The organism is Paenibacillus sp. EB106-06-01-XG199 (genome assembly GCF_058791575.1).
Map to the genome: position 1 here is coordinate 1 of NZ_JBYTDQ010000003.1, position 17,701 is coordinate 17,701.

General features: G+C 50.9%; 13 protein-coding genes. 2 read left to right on the plus strand and 11 right to left on the minus strand.

Features of this window, described 5'->3' with window-relative positions; genetic code table 11:
- Positions 1–213: 213 nt before the first annotated feature.
- From AC3WT9_RS10780 to AC3WT9_RS10790, 3 genes are all read right to left on the minus strand, one after another.
- Entirely contained in the window at positions 214–678 is a 465-nt protein-coding gene (locus AC3WT9_RS10780) for a GNAT family N-acetyltransferase (protein ID WP_144024272.1), read from the minus strand.
- Positions 668–1,858 (minus strand): formate-dependent phosphoribosylglycinamide formyltransferase, encoded by a 1,191-nt coding sequence (gene purT, locus AC3WT9_RS10785; RefSeq protein WP_341380389.1) that lies wholly within the window; start codon positions 1,856–1,858, stop codon positions 668–670. The genes AC3WT9_RS10780 and purT overlap by 11 nt, the downstream gene beginning before the upstream one ends.
- 147 nt (positions 1,859–2,005) lie before the next feature.
- Entirely contained in the window at positions 2,006–5,686 is a 3,681-nt protein-coding gene (locus tag AC3WT9_RS10790; protein ID WP_492407586.1) for a dynamin family protein, read from the minus strand.
- 335 nt (positions 5,687–6,021) lie between these two features.
- Between AC3WT9_RS10790 and AC3WT9_RS10795 the strand changes: the two genes are divergently transcribed.
- Both AC3WT9_RS10795 and AC3WT9_RS10800 read left to right on the plus strand, forming a co-directional pair.
- On the plus strand, positions 6,022–6,357 hold the full coding sequence (locus AC3WT9_RS10795) for a PadR family transcriptional regulator (protein WP_341094416.1): 336 nt from the start codon (positions 6,022–6,024) through the stop codon (positions 6,355–6,357).
- A 4-nt stretch (positions 6,358–6,361) separates the two neighbouring features.
- Entirely contained in the window at positions 6,362–6,913 is a 552-nt protein-coding gene (locus AC3WT9_RS10800) for a DUF2812 domain-containing protein (RefSeq protein ID WP_341094417.1), read from the plus strand.
- Positions 6,914–7,002: 89 nt separating this feature from the next.
- On the opposite strand, the gene AC3WT9_RS10805 is transcribed toward AC3WT9_RS10800, so the two are convergent.
- From AC3WT9_RS10805 to leuC, 8 genes are all read right to left on the minus strand, one after another.
- The gene (locus AC3WT9_RS10805) at positions 7,003–7,269 is read right to left on the minus strand and encodes a hypothetical protein (RefSeq protein WP_038594340.1); all 267 of its coding nucleotides are present in this window, start codon (positions 7,267–7,269) and stop codon (positions 7,003–7,005) included.
- Between the two features lie 2 nt (positions 7,270–7,271).
- Positions 7,272–7,982, minus strand: a complete 711-nt coding sequence (gene nth / locus AC3WT9_RS10810; RefSeq protein ID WP_341094420.1) for an endonuclease III — start codon at positions 7,980–7,982, stop codon at positions 7,272–7,274.
- A gap of 168 nt (positions 7,983–8,150) precedes the next feature.
- A complete protein-coding gene (locus tag AC3WT9_RS10815) occupies positions 8,151–11,204 on the minus strand; it encodes an S-layer homology domain-containing protein (RefSeq protein WP_492407587.1) in 3,054 nt (1,017 codons plus the stop codon).
- 80 nt (positions 11,205–11,284) lie between these two features.
- On the minus strand, positions 11,285–11,956 hold the full coding sequence (locus AC3WT9_RS10820) for a GerMN domain-containing protein (protein WP_341379128.1): 672 nt from the start codon (positions 11,954–11,956) through the stop codon (positions 11,285–11,287).
- A gap of 113 nt (positions 11,957–12,069) precedes the next feature.
- The gene (locus AC3WT9_RS10825) at positions 12,070–13,506 is read right to left on the minus strand and encodes an N-acetylmuramoyl-L-alanine amidase family protein (RefSeq protein WP_341094426.1); all 1,437 of its coding nucleotides are present in this window, start codon (positions 13,504–13,506) and stop codon (positions 12,070–12,072) included.
- A 163-nt stretch (positions 13,507–13,669) separates the two neighbouring features.
- Positions 13,670–15,244, minus strand: coding sequence for an N-acetylmuramoyl-L-alanine amidase family protein (locus tag AC3WT9_RS10830; RefSeq protein WP_341094428.1), 1,575 nt, complete (start codon positions 15,242–15,244; stop codon positions 13,670–13,672).
- Positions 15,245–15,471: 227 nt separating this feature from the next.
- The gene (gene leuD, locus AC3WT9_RS10835; RefSeq protein WP_341094430.1) at positions 15,472–16,074 is read right to left on the minus strand and encodes a 3-isopropylmalate dehydratase small subunit; all 603 of its coding nucleotides are present in this window, start codon (positions 16,072–16,074) and stop codon (positions 15,472–15,474) included.
- 30 nt (positions 16,075–16,104) lie between these two features.
- Positions 16,105–17,529 (minus strand): 3-isopropylmalate dehydratase large subunit, encoded by a 1,425-nt coding sequence (gene leuC, locus AC3WT9_RS10840; RefSeq protein ID WP_341094431.1) that lies wholly within the window; start codon positions 17,527–17,529, stop codon positions 16,105–16,107.
- Between the last annotated feature and the right edge of the window lie 172 nt (positions 17,530–17,701).

A 17,701-nucleotide genomic window follows, 5' to 3' on the forward strand; every position in this document is an offset into this window, starting at 1 on the left:
TAGACTATAGCTCTTGTTTGCCATCTAAGATCATTCCTTCCGTTGAGCCTGAACATCTCAATTTTATCGGAATGGTCCTGGTGGTCAAACCCTCGTTCCCTCCACCCGCATAGCGGGTGGTTTTTTGTTTCGCGCGTTTCACGCACTCAACTGGCTAAAGCCATAAAAAAACCATCCCGGTTGCCGGGATGGGGATGATTGTACGTATTAGATTTACAGCAATGCTTTATTGAAGCGGTAGCCGGTAGTCTGCTCGAAACCCATATGACGGTAAAAAGCATGCGCAGGCGCACGTTCCACACGGTTACCGCTTCTAAGGAACAGCTGGCAGCAACCCTGCCCGCGGGCCCATTCTTCCGCTGCAGCTACCAATCTTTTGCCGAGGCCGTTGCCTCTAAGCTCCTCTGATACAATCAGCGCGTTGATTTCCGTAATACAATCCGCATGTTTGTAATAGGATTTCACCTGCCGAAGTCCAATCATTCCCACAACTTCATTGTCCAGTTCAGCGACCAGTGTGCAATGGAACGGATCATTCTCCATGCCTTCCATTCTCTCTTTCATCACGCTAAGTGTTGTCGGATAGCCGAATTCCCGCAGAAGGGCTGTTACTCTCTCCAGATCATTCATGCCGCATTTGCGAATTTGCAGTACTTGCTCCTGAGTACTACTGTTCATTCTCATATACCTCCACTTTTAGCATAGACGCCGCCTGTTTGGCGGTAGTCCGCGCGATTTCTACATCTTCCGCTGCACTGAGGGCTACTGCCATCCGCCGTCCAGGACGGATTTCAGGTTTGCCGAATACCCTAACCTGCGTACGGGGAAGCGCCAGCGCTTCGCCGATTCCGGATATGGCAAAAGCCTGTCCGGTTTTTTGTGCTTTCAGGGTAGCCGAAGCGCCCGGTGTTACAAGCGCAACCGAGTCCAGCGGAAATCCAAGAATGGCTCTGACATGCAGAGCGAATTCCGATAAATCCTGCGTAATCATTGTAACCATGCCGGTATCATGCGGTCTGGGCGATACTTCACTGAACAATACTCCCTGCTCTGTAAGAAACAGCTCCACTCCAAAAATACCAAGGCCTCCAAGCTGATCAGTTACCGTTTTGGCGATATTCTGAGCTTCTGCCAGCGTGCGCTCACTCATCTGATGCGGCTGCCAGGACTCTACATAGTCGCCGTCCTTCTGGATATGGCCGATCGGCGGACAGAATACAGTTCCGCTTGCCGATCGGACCGTAAGCAAGGTAATCTCACTTTCAAACGTAACGAAAGCCTCCACGATGACCCGTGTCCCTTTGGCCCGCGCTCCTTCCAGAGCCGTATTCCAGCAGTCCTCCACATCACCTGGTTTCTTGCAGACGCTCTGTCCTTTGCCGGAGGAGCTCATAATCGGCTTGATCACACAGGGTGTGCCAAGCTCTTCCACTGCCTGGCGTAATTCGTCCAGACTGTCCGCGAAGCGGTATGCCGCGGTCGGCAGGCCAAGCTCTTCAGCCGCTAAACGCCGGATACCCTCCCGGTCCATGGTCAGCCGGGCTGCACGTGCAGTCGGGACTACGAAGAATCCTTCCGCCTCCAGCTCCAGCAGCGCATGAGTGGCAATAGCCTCAATCTCGGGCACAATCAAATCAGGCTTCTCGGCACGGATGAGCGTCTTAAGCGCGTCCGCGTCCAGCATATCAATTACATAGGAGCGATGGGCTACACCCATCGCCGGGGCATCTTGATAACGATCCACAGCTACGGTCTCTACGCCAAGGCGCTGAGCTTCGATAATGACTTCCTTACCCAATTCCCCGCTGCCCAAGAGCAGCAGCTTACGGCTTTGAGCTGAAAAAGGAGCTCCCCACATTGTCGACTCCAACCTCTTTCGGCTAATTTGACTGCTGACTCTCTTTTTCTGTAAATGTCGCAGTTTTCATTGTAAATTTTCAGGCTTCTTTATTTTCTTCCATCAACGACCAGATTGCAAGCCTTCTTCGACATTTTCCTACAATCTTCACAGATCTCCGTCTACGAGATCGTCGAAATTTCTCTCCAGAACATTTAATTGATGGCCTATTTGGCCCCAATGTTCCGCAGAATCACCCCCTTTCAAGAGACCGGACATCACTTCCTCCCGCTCAGCCAGAGCTGCTCGGAGTATGTCTGCCGAACGTTTCAACGCCTGCTCCGCTACACCCGTATAAAAATCCAATAATAAACCTTCCTGCGTCCCGGCGGCTCCGGCAACTGCTTCCTTCAGCCAAGGGTCCGCTGAGGCTCTGACTTCATTGCGCCCCGGGCCCTCAAAGAAATGACGCGGCGATTTGAAGCGGCCCCATAATGCTGCCCAGTCCAGAGGGGATAACCGGCACTCCAGCTTATCCGGGGAAGGCCAGTGTTCTTCGGCATTGTCCATGAGCTGAAGCTCCTGAGCCGAAATCGACAGTTCCGATGCGGCTGATGAAGCTGCCGTCCGCACGAGTTTTTGACCTGCCGCTTCCAGGCGCAGGGTAGTCGCCCACAATTCCTGTTCCAGTTCACGCTCAAGGGTGCGTTCCAGCTCTCTGCCACAGGCTGTAAAGATATCTTTCAGATTACCGCTATCCTCACGCAGCACGGAAGGGTGGAAGGATTCCTGGAAGAAACGGCCAAAGGCAAAGCCAATCCGCTGCCGCACATGATAGAGCAGTTCTTCACCTTCCCGGCGAAGGTCGCGCAGCGGACGTTCCTCGGCGGAAAGCGCCGTGAGCCGTGCTTCTGCGGTGCGGCGGCGTTCCTGCAGCTCCAGCAGCCCGGCTTCCCGCCGGCCTGCCTCCATCTCAGCCAGCTTCTGCCATTCTTCCGCCCGCCTGCGCACGGAGGCAATGTTCTCTTGCGCGGCTGCAAGCGACAACCGCGGCAGTTCTCCGCCCGCGAATTCCGCAAGCGCCTCTTCAAAGGTCTGGAAACGGGAGCTTTCATAAGCTTCCCGGTTGTGGTCTGCTTTGCCTTGCAGCGCCAGCAGGCTGGACAAGGTATATATCCGCGGCGAGGTAAGGCCGCCGGCACGCAGGTTCTGCGCGACATGCCCCTTCACCTCTTCCAGCTCCGCTTCGTCTGCGGCCAAATCAGAAGCGTTGATGATAAAGAACATTTTATCCAGCGCGAAGCTGTCTTTAATTCTTCCCAATTGGGCCAGCAGACCACGGTCCGCTTTGGAAAAGGCATGATTATAATAGGTCACAAAACATATCGCGTCCGCATTCTTCATGTAACCGAAGGTTACACCGGTATGACGGGCATGCAGGGAATCCGCGCCAGGGGTATCCACCAGCACAATGCCGCTCGCGGTCAAGGGACAGTCATAATACAGGTCAATCCCCTGCACAAAACAGGCCCGGGTCTCCTCGGCGACCAGTCCACGGTATTCCTGCAGATCAACAGTCCGCACCGTTCCGAGCAGTCCCTCCGCTTCTGACCAGCCCGCAGCGGCCGCCCGCAGGAATCCGGCATGCGGCAGGGCGGAAGGATGCAGGCCGCTGACCTTCAGCCCTGCCACCTCAGCGGTCCAGCTCTGCCGCTGCGGGGGCGCAAGCTGCAGTACGCTGAAGGAATGGAGGATGTCTTCCCAGAAATCCTCCGCGGTCTTCATCGTTACCACCGCGCTGGCATGGCGGAACTCCCCTTCCGGTGACAGGATGCGGTTCACCGCTGCTGTCGCGGGGTGGGGAGACACAGGCAGCACTTCTTCACCCAGCAGCGCATTGGCGAAGGAGGATTTACCGGCGCTGAACGCTCCGAACAGCGCCATCGTAAAGCGGCCGGCGGCGATGCTCTCCGCCCGTGCCGCGAGACTGCGCACCGCCGAGGCCATGGCCGGCTCGCCGCGCAGCAGCTCTGCCGCAGCGCTCAGCGCCGCTGCGGCCTTCGTGAGCCGGCGGCGTCCGCCCGCCGGCGAGACCGGCCCTGCCGCCCAGGCTGCGGCGGCAGGCCTTCCGGCCGCTGCGCCCGGCAGCGGCTGGACCACTCGCGGTGCGGCGCTGCTGGCGCCTGCCCGCGGGGCAACCCTCACCTCCGGCAGAGTGCCGGGGGTGAGGGTCCGGCGCGGCGGCAATAGCGCCGCGAGCTCTGCCGCGCGGGCATCCGCCGCGCGGTCAAGGGCAGCAAGCGCGGCGAGTGCGCGCGCCTGCCGCTGCAGGGCTTCTTCGCGGCGCGACAGCTCGGTGCGCCGCTCTTCCAGCAGCGGCGGCAGCTTCGCCAGCAGCTCATCGCCAAGAGACAGGGCAGCCCGGCGGAACTGGGCTTTAATTTCAGCCGCAAGCGTGCGGGTGAAATTAAGCAACGCCTCGCCCGAGGCCCCGGTTCCCGGCTTCACCGCAGCCGCCAGCCACTCCTGGCTCACCGCCGGTAAACTTTGCTTGAGCAGATTCTCGGCCCCCTCCTCCCATACTCCAAGGTCTTCAGCCCATTCCCGGATCAACTGAAGAATATGCCATTCCAGTTGGGCGGTGATTTCCCGCGTTTGCAGTCCGTGCCAGGCTTTTAGCCGTTCTGCTTGCACCTTCTCCCGTTTCGCAGCCGTGAACAGCAGGCCCTGCCGGAAGCCGGGAGCCATGCTTTCAGCATAAGCACCCGCAGCTTCTCTTACATCGGCAGGCATCAGATTGCTGTTGCCCAGCAGCGCATCAAGTACGTTGCGCAACGTTAGGATTGACTGATCAGGCAGTTCTGCAAGCTCCTTACGTTCTTCGTTGCAAGCCTGAAACGCTCTTTCCACGGAGTACTCATCCGCACCGCCCGATGTTTCCAGCAGCGCCTCGCGCTCCTCCTGCTGCTGCTCGCGGTATTCTGTCACAACCGCATCGGCCACATGATGCACTGAGCGGGACAAGCTGTAGCCAAGCAGCTCCTCCCGCTGATCCAGCAGCTGGCGAATCAGCATAAGCAGACCGTCCCATTGATTTAGCGGATGCTCCATGTTCTTAAGGGAAGTGAACAAAATACCTGCGGATTGAATTCCCCATTCGTGGAAAGCGCTTTCCAATTGCTGCCGGTAGGCTTCAATGGCAATTTCCTGTTCACGGTGCTTGTCAATCTGATTGATAATAAGATACAGCGGTTTGCCCCAATCACTGAGGTTTTTGGCAAAAGCCAGATTATTCTCCGACTGCACATGATTGTAATCCATCACATAAAACACCACATCGGCTAAATGCAGTGCGGAGCGCGTCGCGGCTTGATGCCCGTCATCCGTGGAATCAACCCCCGGGGTGTCCATCAGAACACCATGTGCTCCAAGCAAAGGCACATCCTCCCAGACTTCAATCGCTGAATAATCACCGCCCTTACGGCAATATTCCTGCAATTTCTCCGGTGTGGTCTCCCATGCGGAATTTGTCTCATTCTGTCCTTCCACCTTGGGATAGAGCCGTACACGGGGCGCTCCGCTGCGTATAGACACGACATTGGCACTGGTCGGAACGGGTCCGGAAGGCAGTACATTGCTGCCGCATAACCTGTTAATCATACTCGACTTCCCTGCCGAAAAATGTCCGCAAAAGGCGAGTGTCAGCTCACGGGCACACTCTTTACTCTCCAAATCGGAGAGTACCCGCTGCGTTTCTGTCGCTCCCCACCGTTCCATCAGCGCTCCCAGCAGAGTAAGCGGCGAATCCGTCACATTCTCTGTTTTAATCTTGGTTTGTTCTGCTGCCACTATATCCACCTCCGCTGCATCCTAGAAAAAATCGACTTTATTTGAAGTCTATGTACTTAGCCTTCATAAAGCGATATCTAAAATAAATATATCTTAACGTAAAAATAAATGGCATAACTAGAATAATTACATTTTATCACCAGTTTGCCACAAATCAAATATTCACGAATTACAAAATCCCCTATAAACCTTTACAAAATTCAGTTGACTAAAAATTATGCATCCCTGACTTGACAATGCAATATTATGGAATTATTATATCCATATCAGATATATCGCTAATGGATATATCCATATCAGATATACCTTTTATTATAGAAAATGGAGGTGTGCCAATGTCCAGAGCTAATTCACTGCAGACCGAACAGTTGACTGATTCGGCTTACTACATCCTGCTTGCCTTACTCACTCCGAAACACGGCTATGCGATCATGAAATATATTGAAGAATTGACAGACGGGGAAGTTAAAATCGGGCCTGCAACACTTTACACCTTAATCAAGAAAATGCAGAAATCAGGCTATATCCTATTGAATGAGGACGACGATGACCGGCGGAAGACTTATCAGATTACCCAGAGTGGAGAGCTAATTATTACAGCTGAAATCGAACGGAGACTTAGAATGGTTGCACACGGGAATGCCGCATTACAAGCTGCGAAGGAGGAATAATCTCATGAAGAAGGATAAACAAACGCGTTATGTAATATCGAAGGGTCTGGCCTTTGCCGAGGATGCAGATATGAACAAATTGAGCACACTGTCAGAAAAAGGCTGGTTTCTGGATCATTTCTCTTTGTTTGGTTACGTAATCCGCAGGGGAACGCCGCATAAGCAGATTTACTGTCTGGATATACGTGAATTGCCGAAGGAGGAGGAAGCAGAGTACCATAATATTTTTGCAGACAGCGGCTGGACTTATGTATGCTCCGCTGGAGATCTCCATATCTTCTCGGCAGAACCGGGAACTGTTCCTATCCATACCGACCGTGCGACTGTTTATGATAAATATACCAAGGTTGCCCGAATCAGCAAAATAGCAGCTTTTGTAACACTGCTGCTGACCTTAGGAAGTATTGCTTTAAGATTCCTGTCTACAAAGGTATGGAACAATTTACTTCTGGAAAACACATCTTTCGTAGTCTTAACGTTGTGCGTCATGGCATTCGTACCTTCCACCATGGTCTATATTGCATACTCCTTGCGTTTAAGGAAGTTCTCAGCTTAAGCTCATTCCCCTAAAGATACCCGCGTTTTCAATAACGTATGACGAACAAAGAGCCGGCCCCAAGGCCGGCTCTTTGTTCGTAAATCCTATTACGCTGTTTCCAGTACCGGAAGCAGAATTTCGAATACTTTACCGTGCTGCAGAATGGTCAGACCACGGGATTTGTCTCTCATAACAACCACTTCAGGCTTCTGGGACATCCGCTCCAGGTAATGCTCAGGCACATCGCCGGAATGGCTGATCGTGATGCCTTCTACTTCCTGCTCTTCATTTTCTTCCAACGGACTTTCCACTACACGGTCAAAAATATCGGAAAAAGCTTCAAAATTATTGGTATATACAGAAATGCATTTCATCTCTATCCCATCCTCTTCTTCATCTCTAACTTTTTGCTTGCCTTTAATACATCATTATCTTTCCTGATTACAGCTGTTTTCATACGTTTCTTGCCCTCACGGCATACATCCAAGAGCGGGCAAACCTGACAACTTGGATTCTGGGCTTTGCAGTGATAGCGGCCAAAAAAGATCAGCCGATGATGTGTAAGTGTCCATTCCTCACGCGGCACCGCCTTCATCAGCTTCTTCTCCACTTCCAGTACGGAATCCTTCCAGCCCGCAAGTGCGAGCCGCTTGGCTACCCGTTCCACATGGGTATCCACAGCAATCGCAGGTACGCCAAAAGCGTTGGACACAACGACATTCGCAGTCTTGCGGCCGACCCCCGGCAATGTTACCAGCAAGTCATGAGCCTGTGGCACTTCTCCGCCATATTGCTCTATAAGAATAGAACACAGGCTTTGAATATGCTTAGCCTTATTGCGATACAAGCCGATACGCCGGATATCCCTCTCCAGTTCCTCCAGCGGCACGGAAATATAGTCAAGAGGGGTTTTGTACTTTTGGAACAGGTCCTCGGTCACTTTGTTCACTGTTGCGTCCGTACATTGGGCTGACAGCAGCACCGCAATGGTTAGCTCAAAAGCGTTGCTGTGATTCAGCTCGCAATGCGCATCAGGAAACATGTCTCGAATCGTATCCAGAATGTGGCGGACCTCTGCAACTTTCACCGGCGTCCCCTCCACGGAGTATTTACACTCAACAAACCAGACGAGCGTATCTTCTCTGATGTAATGAAATATTAACAAGTATAACTGCTTATATTTCAAAAAAAACGTCTTGATCCAGACAATCTCCTGGATCAAGACGGTGTTTCTCACGGAAAATCACCATTGCCACTATTGTTTCACGACTTCAACTAAGACATCGTTTTTGAAATACAATATAATATTATCATTTTCTTTGAGAGATTGCACGGATAAAGTCGTGTCACCCTGGTGAATATATACACTCGAAGTGATCGCAAACTGATAATTCGTATCGCTCAGAGAAGAGCGTTTGGTTACGATCTGGTTATTTAGGCTGTCGTAACGCGAAACCGAGCGGGTAAGCTGCTTCAGTACAGTGACGATCACTGACCCGTCAGCATCTTTGCGGACATCTACCCGGTCAGCTGTAGTCAGACTGCCGAGACCTGTCGTAGTAACACCGTCACGGATAATTTTTACGCCACCGCTGACTGCAATCGTCTGGGAGGTGCCTGCATAATCCTTAAGCACGAATGAACCCGCAGCTGCATCTACTGACGACACAACACCAGTATTCTGCTTGATGTACTGAAGTGATACTGGAGTGCTGCCGCTTACGGCCAGATTCACGTAATCACCGACCTTCAAGTCGCCAATTTTAAGGGTTTGTCCTGCTTCATTGGTCATCGTTAAAGTCAAAGTATTCAGTTCAAGCGTTCCTCCGGACCATTTCACACCCAGCTTATTCATTGGTGCATTAAGAGTAGTGATTTCAACCTGCACTGATGAGTTCACTTTAAGCACTGAGATGACATCCTGATTGCTCGTAAGCACTGCGGTTACCGAAGAGTTAAGAGGTATATCTGTGATGGCAGAAGATGTACGTCCGAGAATATCAATTACCTGTGGATAACCCAGGGTAAGAGTTTGACCTCCTGCGAGCTTCAGAACAATCGTTCTGGTTGTTGTATTAATCTCGGACAGGGTTCCTGTATATTTGGTGCTGGTTTCTACCGAAAGGGCCCGCTGGCCGACAGCTTTTACGTCCACCCTGCGCCCTTCGTAGAGATAAATCCCCATAGTAGTCAATGATGTGGTAATGCCCTCGTCAAAAGCAAGTTTTGTCTTGTCATCAATCTGTACCAGATGTGCTTTACTTTTGCCGTCCATAACTGTCAGCAGCTTTGTCTTGCTATTAAAAGCAATTACAGTCGCACCGATAAATTCATCCATCTGGCGGTTCAGCACTTCAATCTTTGTCACCTGATCAGAGCTGTTGAGGGTAATCCGAACATTGTCTCCACTGTTCGCATCGGCAAGCAGATCACCGATTACCGGGTTAGTAACGTTAGGTATCACAATTGTCGGCGCCGGCGATGTAGCCAGCAGCTTCACTTCGCGAGCACCGTCAGACTTTTTATAAATAATGCTTGAGCTTGTAAGCTCATAAATCGATCCCTCTACCGTTCGCTCCGTGCCTGAAGTCACTTCCACCGAACGGATGACATTGCTATTTATCGTATATTTCACAGCAGTTCCGGTCTTCAGGTCGGCTGGCAGCAAAACTGCGTTTTGCGAACTGAACAGTGTAACCCCGTCTTCCCACTTGAACGTTTCTGCAATTCCGGAAGCATTTTTGAACGTGATGCTTTTTGCTGCCTGATCCACACTTTGAATTGTCCCTGTAGTCGTTTTGTTCACAACGCCCGAGGTCACCTGAACCTTTACCACCTTATTAGTTCCTGTGAAAGTTTCACGCAGCAAGGTAACTTTACTGTTTGCCGTAATGGCTCCGGAACTAATCGTGCTTCCATTTACATCTACAAAAGAAGTATCAGTATCATAGCTGTACTGGTCATATCCCGTAGCAGAATCAAGCCAAATCGTACTTGGAGTGATCTTGGCAAAGTTCCCTTCGACACTTACCACCTGCTGGGCAGGATCTGTCACCTCAACATAAGCTGCATTATAGGTTGCACCAATAACGGTTACTTTGGTATATGGCTGAACATCATTCAGATTGATTCTTGTGTCTGCCGTACTAGTGTAGTATGCAGTTACGGGAGTCAAATTGAAGACAGACGGTGAACCGTTGCTGTAAACGGTCATTTTCCCGTCCTTCAGGGCACTGATGCTCCCTTTGACTGTGTTGTCATACCCTATAGTGTTAAATGCTTCTGCGCGGCTGAAGAAAGTTGCCACTTGTGCACGGGTTACCGCTCCTTGTGGATCAAATCGGTTGCCGTCAAGACCATTGGCCAGTCCCAATTCTACGGCAGTGTTCACGTAACCTCGTTTATTCGCCGAAACCTTGGCATCATCAGCGAAGCTAGTCGGCTTGCCTGATACTGCGCCCGCTTCGGAGTTTTTGCCGAGAGCACGGACCAGCAATTCGGCAATCCATTCACGTGATGCCTTGCGGTCGCCCCAGGATGTCTTTAGATTATCCGCCGACATTTCAACCGTCTTGTTCAGAAGGCCCTGCTGGAATGCCAGCACAACAAACGGCTTAAAATAATTGGACACCTGGAAATTAGTCGGAAGCACCACGTCAGTGCCGGTATTTACTTTGTCCTCAAGCTTCATGAAGCGAAGTGCGATCAGCACAGCTTCCTGCTGGGTAACAGAGTCACCCGCACGGAATAATCCGTTATTTCCGACAACAAGACCTTGCGCTGCCAGCTTATAGATATGTTTTTCTGCCCAGAAGCCTGTTTTTACATCGCTGAACAATCCTGGTGCAGCTGCAGGCGGCGTAGCTGTAGGTGCAGTTGTAGCTGCAGGCGTAGCTGTTGCTGTAGGCGTTGCTGTAGCTTTTGGAGTTGCTGTTGCTGCAGGCGTTGCCGTAGCTTTCGGTGTAGCTGTTGCTGCAGGCGTTGCCGTAGCTTTCGGTGTAGCTGTTGCTGCAGGCGTTGCCGTAGCTTTTGGTGTAGCTGTTGCTGCAGGTGTTGCCGTAGCTTTTGGTGTAGCTGTTGCTGCAGGTGTTGCCGTAGCTTTTGGTGTAGCTGTTGCTGCAGGCGTTGCCGTAGCTTTTAGTGTAGTTGTTGCTGCAGGCGCAGCAGTAGCTTTAGGGGCAGCAGTTGCTGCGCTCTCAGCGAATGCAGCCCCCGCACTGCCAAGCACCATAGCGCCGGCCAGAACAGCAGATGCCGCTTTGGTGGAATAAGCTTTAATAGAGTGATTGGATCTTTTATGACCGGACAATAGGTTATTCCCCTCTCTATGCTTCATGTAAATGGTATATTAGTAATTCGGCAAACATTCCCAAAAATCCTGTGCGACGTTTATAATGCGCTGTTCTCCCGGGTAATTGGATGTTCTAAATCCACATGCCCCATTAAACTTTCCACTTGCTCACCGTCTACCAGAAGCTCAACGCTTTTCACTTCTTCGAACTGGAAGAAGAGTTGAGCCAGCGCACTGATGGCCATGGATTCACCGCCTGCACCCAGTTGAGCCTCAGCCGGTTTATGAATGTCCATCACAATCTGTCCATCTGTAAATTTAAGTGATTTAAGCTCAATACCGCTCCATAACGGGATCATATCTGCCTTATCGCTGTTTTGAAGCGTTTTGAAGGCTTCAGTATATTTCTCCGTATCATTTGCGAAGCTTATCTTTGCTGCAGCCTTCACAAGTTCCATCTGCTGCGAATCCGTATAGTACGCGGAAATGCTCTGGCTTTGTTTGTCGACTTCAACGGGCTTGTCTGTTGCAGCAGGAGCATCGGTGCTAACCGGCTCGGCAGTGGCGGGTGTATTGAGTCCTCCTGCATTGCTGTTGTTGCTATTGCTGTTGCTGTCTCCATTTCCGTTATTTCCTTCGGCTCCGCTAACGACTGCAGGAGAATTTTGCCCCGCTTCATCAGCCGGTGCTGCAGCCGGCTTGTCTCCGCAGCCTGAGATCACCAGTAGAAGAAGTGCTGCAACCCCTGCATATGTCAGTTTTTTGTTCATCAACATTTACCCCCTCTAGATGAATACGGGCAGACAGAACTGCAAAGCCTCTTTCGCCTGCAAATCAGGCCGAAAGCTGGCTTTGCAGCTCTCATCTGCCGCTAAGTTTGCTGTTACATTCCCAGATATTCCTTAATCCCACTGACCATGGATGCTGCCACATTGTTCTGCAATGTTTCCGAGAACAACAGCGATTCATCGCCTTTATTGCTTAAGTAACCTACTTCAAGTAGTACGGCAGGCATTGTCGTCTCACGAATGACGTGGAAATTGCCATACCTCACACCACGGTCGCTAAGCCCGGTCGCCTTGACAAGATACTTATGCATCACTTTCGCCAGTGCCTTGCTTGCTTCCCGCTGATAATATGTTTCTGTTCCACTTGCAGCCGATGAACCACTGCTGTTCGCATGGACGGAAATAAACAGATCGGCCTTAAGCTTATTGGCCATACCCGCACGGTCTTTTAATTCCAGGAACGTATCATCGCTGCGAGTAAGAACTACATCGATTTTATTCTCCTGTTTCAGCAGTTCTGCTGCTTTAAGAACAACGGCCAAATTAAAATTCTTCTCATATTTACCGGTAACCCCTACAGCTCCGGAATCCTTGGCCCCATGGCCGGCATCCAGCACCACCAGCTTCCGGCCGTTATTGCCGGGCTGTGTCGTCGTATCTTCTGTGCTTTGCGCATTCAGATCAACCACAACCAGCTTGGAGGCATCACCTGATACTTCAAGACTATAGTTCTTGGAAGTGTTCAAATCAATTACAAAGCGGACGGTATAAGGGCTTGTACTGTACAAAGAATAACGTACACCTGATACATCCGGGTAATCCGTTACAGCAAGTTTACCATTCAGGTTAGGGTCAAGTTCTTGTCCACTTCCGAACACATCCGAGAACGTGGCATTTGGCAGATCGATAATAATCCGGTCCGGCCCTGTCATCTTTGTTATATTCGGCGCGGAGCTACCATCCATTGCAATGGTTAGACGGTTCTCGCTGAAGCTGATGCCATTCACCATTGTCAGGCCGCTTGTCGACTCTGCCGGAGGAACAACGACGGTTGATCCACCGTCACCAGAACTTCCCTCTGAACCGGTGTTATTACCGCCAGTTTCCGGGGTAATAATGTTTACAGTCTTCTGGGCGTTATCCCAGGTGACAGTAAGGCCAAACTGCTCGCTGACAAACCGGATCGGAACGAGTGTAGTACCTCCGCGCGCTACTGGCGCCGCCGTGAGAATCACGGTTTTGTCATCAACGAAAGCTGCCGTTTGATCCACGATCAGTTTGATCGTCTTGCCCTGCTGTTCAATTGTAACCGTCTTGCTCTTCTGATCCCAATCCACCTTATAGCCAAGGTTTTCGGCGATCATTCTTAGCGGCACCATAACTGAGTTCTTTACATTTTCGACCGGCGCATCCTGCCCTGCTGTCAGCTCCTGGCCATCCAGATAGATCTTATTCCCGGCAGCAGCATGTCCATGCTCCGGCAATACCAGTACAAAGAGCAGCAGCAACAGCGTAAAAGCAAATTTCTTCATTCTTCACCTCTAAGAATCTAGTATTCCGCCAGAGAACGGCGTTCATGATGATCTCGCCATTGACAACCCTCGACATTGATTAGACGCTGGTATCCGCTAAAAGTTGCGAATAAATCCCATTAAAAAGCTAGTAATTCCGCGCTCTATTAACAAGATTCTATATCTATAATCCCAAATATTCCTTAATTCCGGCTACGATTTCCCTAGCCAGCCTGTCTTGAAGCTGGCTATCATACATGCCCGCCTCATTCCCCTGATTGGTAAGATAACCTACCTCCAGCAGCACTGCCGGCATTGTAGTTTCTCTTGTAACATGCAGACTTTTGCTCCTGATCCCGTTGTCCTTGAAGCCTGTTCCCGCGACCAGATGCTTATGGAGGACCTGGGCGAGCGGCAGACTTTCAGTACGGGAATAGTAGGTCTCACTGCCATTGATCTTTTCCCTGTTGGGATATTTAAGGTCCAGCGAGTTTCCATGCACTGAAATAAACAGGTTCGCTTGTTTTGCTTCAGCAATTACGACCCGGTCCTGCAGACCGAGTGTACTGTCATCTGTGCGGGTAAACACCACGTCGACCAGACCTTCCTGCAGAAGCAGTGCCCCAACCTTATTCACAACTGAGAGATTGAAGTTTTTCTCCAGCTTCCCTGTCAGGCTAACGGCTCCAGATTGTTTACCGCCGTGTCCTGCGTCGAGAACGACAACCGGCTTGCCTGTAATTCCCGGTCCTACGGTAGTACTGCCTCCATTAGCCACTACATTTAAATCAATTGTAACCAGCCCGGTGCTGTCGTCAGTACTTACCTGATATGGCTGTGTTCCGATCGTTTGAATAACGAACCTTACGGTAGAGGGATTGGAACTGAACAGCGCATAACGGACTTCCGAAATCAATGGGTAACCGGTAACATCCAGCTTGCCTTGCGGACTGCCGTTAGGGGCTGTGCCAGGCAGACTGCCAACGAAATCCGCCGCGAACGAGGTATTGGGGAAATCAACCACAATCCGGTCAGGGCCGCTCATCTTGGTAACAGTAGGCTTGGCTCCACCCGTGGCGGAAACGATCAAACGATTTTCGCTGAACACCGCCCCCATGATCTGAGGAGACGTAACTATCGTACCGCCGCTGCCGGGGATCGGCGTTGGTGTTGGGCCTGCGGTTCCTGTCACGATCTCTCCCTCTGATCCAGTTTCATTCGGGACAGGGGTTGGACTTGGACTCAAAACAGGCGCCGGTGTTGAGCTGGCGGACGGCGCTGGAGTTGCAGAAATGTCCGTACCGCTTGTAGAACCGCCGCTTAAATAGACAGTTTTGTCGCTGTTGTCCCAGCCCACTATAAGCCCAAATTGCTCACTTACAAATCGGATAGGCACTAGTACAGTTCCATTATTCTGCTTGGGTGCCGCATTTAGAGCTAGTGTAGTTCCATCGGCTTCAGCCGTTTTGCTTCCTACGGCCAGCAGCACGCTTCTGCCATCCTGTTGAACGGTTACTTTACGCGACTTCGGCTCCCAGTCGACTTTGAACCCCAGATTCTCCACAACAACCCGAATAGGAATCATAACGCTTCCATCGACATATTCAATTTTGGCGCCTTTGGGCATTGTCAGCTCCTGATTATCCATAATAATCTTGCCTGTCCCGCTTCCGGCGGCGGCAGCTTCATGGCCGGCGAATGATAGCAGTAACAGTGGCAGCAGCAGCAAAAATAACACCCGTTGTCCGGCTCTTCTCATCCTTTCTTTTCCTCTCCTTCTGGTAAATGATAGATACATAGATAAGATTAAGACGACAGAAATCTCCAAAAGTTGCCTTCTGCGGCAATGAATATATCGATTATAGCAAAAAAACTTCTATTTCCGACACCCGGAAATAGAAGTTTTGTGTAAAATTTGTAAAGATTACGTATTCTTCAGGAATAAAACTCCGTTTCCCCTATGACTGGACGTGCTCTTTACATCGCTTACGAAAACAGCTTTGCCGCGTGGCGCTCCTCGTAGGCGGCGATTTCATCCGCATGCTGAAGTGTCAGCCCGATATCATCGAGCCCCTGCAGCAGGAACTGGCGGCGGTGCTCATCCAGCTCAAAGCTGATCACCAGTCCGTATTCATCGCTGAGCGTGTTGTTCTCAAGGTCAACCGTCAGGTTGTAGCCTTCATAGGCTGCCGTACGGCTGAACAGCTCATCGACCTGCGATTCCGACAGTTTGATCGGAAGAATCCCGTTCTTGAAGCAGTTGTTGTAAAAAATATCTGCATAAGATGGGGCAATTACTACTTTGAAGCCATAGTCCATAATCGCCCACGGCGCATGCTCCCGGGAGGAGCCGCAGCCGAAGTTGGCCCGCGAAATCAATACAGATGCGCCTTTATAGCGCGGTTTATTCATCTCAAAAGCGGCATTGTCATTGCCCGCTTCGTCAAAACGCCATTCATAAAAAAGAAATTGTCCAAATCCAGTCCGTTCAATCCGTTTCAAAAACTGCTTCGGAATAATAGCATCCGTATCTACATTTACCCGGTCAACCGGGGCAACGATTCCTGTTAATTTCTTAAAAGCTTCCATTGTTGTATCCTCCCGCTCTCTCTACGATTTCTATGAATTGACGGCTTCCGTCTTGTAGTTCCAGTCGCGGACGTCGGTGAAACGCCCCTTGATTGCAGCCGCTGCGGCCATTGCCGGGGATACGAGATGCGTGCGTCCACCGCGGCCCTGGCGTCCTTCAAAGTTGCGGTTCGAGGTCGATGCGCAGCGTTGTCCAGGCTGAAGTACATCCGGGTTCATCGCCAGGCACATGCTGCAGCCCGCTTCGCGCCATTCAAAACCTGCTTCCGTAAACACTACATCGAGACCTTCCTTCTCCGCCTGCAGCTTCACACGTCCGGAGCCCGGTACAACAATTGCCGTAACCTTGTCGGATACCTTGTGTCCTTTGGCTACTTCGGCTGCAGCACGCAAATCCTCAATCCGGCCATTCGTGCAGGAACCGATAAAGACATAATCAATCGGAATTTCCGAAATAGGTGTGCCTGGTGCCAGATCCATATATTCAAGCGCTTTTTCAGCGGCTTTACGTTCATTTTCAGTCGGGAAATCAGCAGGGTTCGGCACACTGGAATTGATGTCTGTGCCCATGCCCGGGCTAGTTCCCCAGGTCACTTGCGGAATCAAAGATTCCACATCAAACTCAACAATTGTGTCATATTCTGCACCTTCATCGCTTACAAGGCCTTTCCAAGTTTCAACGGCAGCATCATAAGCGGCACCCTGAGGGACATATTGGCGATCACGCAGGTAGTTGAAGGTAGTTTCATCTGGAGCGATCAGCCCCGCTCTTGCCCCGCCTTCGATTGACATATTGCAGACGGTCATGCGTTCCTCCATCGACAGCTCACGGATGGATTCGCCCGTGTATTCAATAACATAGCCTGTTGCAAAATCAGTGCCGTATTTGGCAATGACACCGAGAATCATATCCTTGGCAGTCACTCCAGGATTACGGTTGCCGATGAAGCGGACTTCCATCGTTTTGGCTTTGGATTGCTGCAAGCACTGGGTAGCCAGAACATGCTCAACTTCACTTGTGCCAATACCAAAGGCCAGTGCGCCGAATGCTCCGTGCGTGGAAGTATGGCTGTCGCCGCAGACAATGGTTTTGCCGGGATGTGTCAGGCCGATTTCCGGGCCCATAACATGCACGACACCTTGATCGATATCATTCAGGTCGAACAATCTGACTCCGAAATCACGGCAATTCTGCGACAGCGTGTCAATCTGCTGTTTGGAGATCGGATCTGTAATGTTGTAACGGTCTTTCGTAGGGACGTTATGATCCATGGTAGCAAAAGTAAGGCCGGGACGGCGGACTTGGCGTCCGCTGAGACGGAGACCTTCGAAGGCCTGTGGAGAGGTAACTTCATGAACCAGATGCAAATCAATATAAATAATGCTAGGCTTACCTTCCTCTTGATGGATTACGTGATTATCCCAAATCTTCTCAAACATTGTCTTCTTGCTCATGTCTTCACCTCATATAGTAGAATCGTTCAATGGAAGAGAGTGTGGAGTCCCTCTTGAATGATCTAAATATAACATCGCCCCGTTTATAATTCCAAGATATGATTTCTATAGAACTGATAGGGTAGGCCTATAAGATAATGGTTTGACCGGACTAGGAAATAGCACATCATGT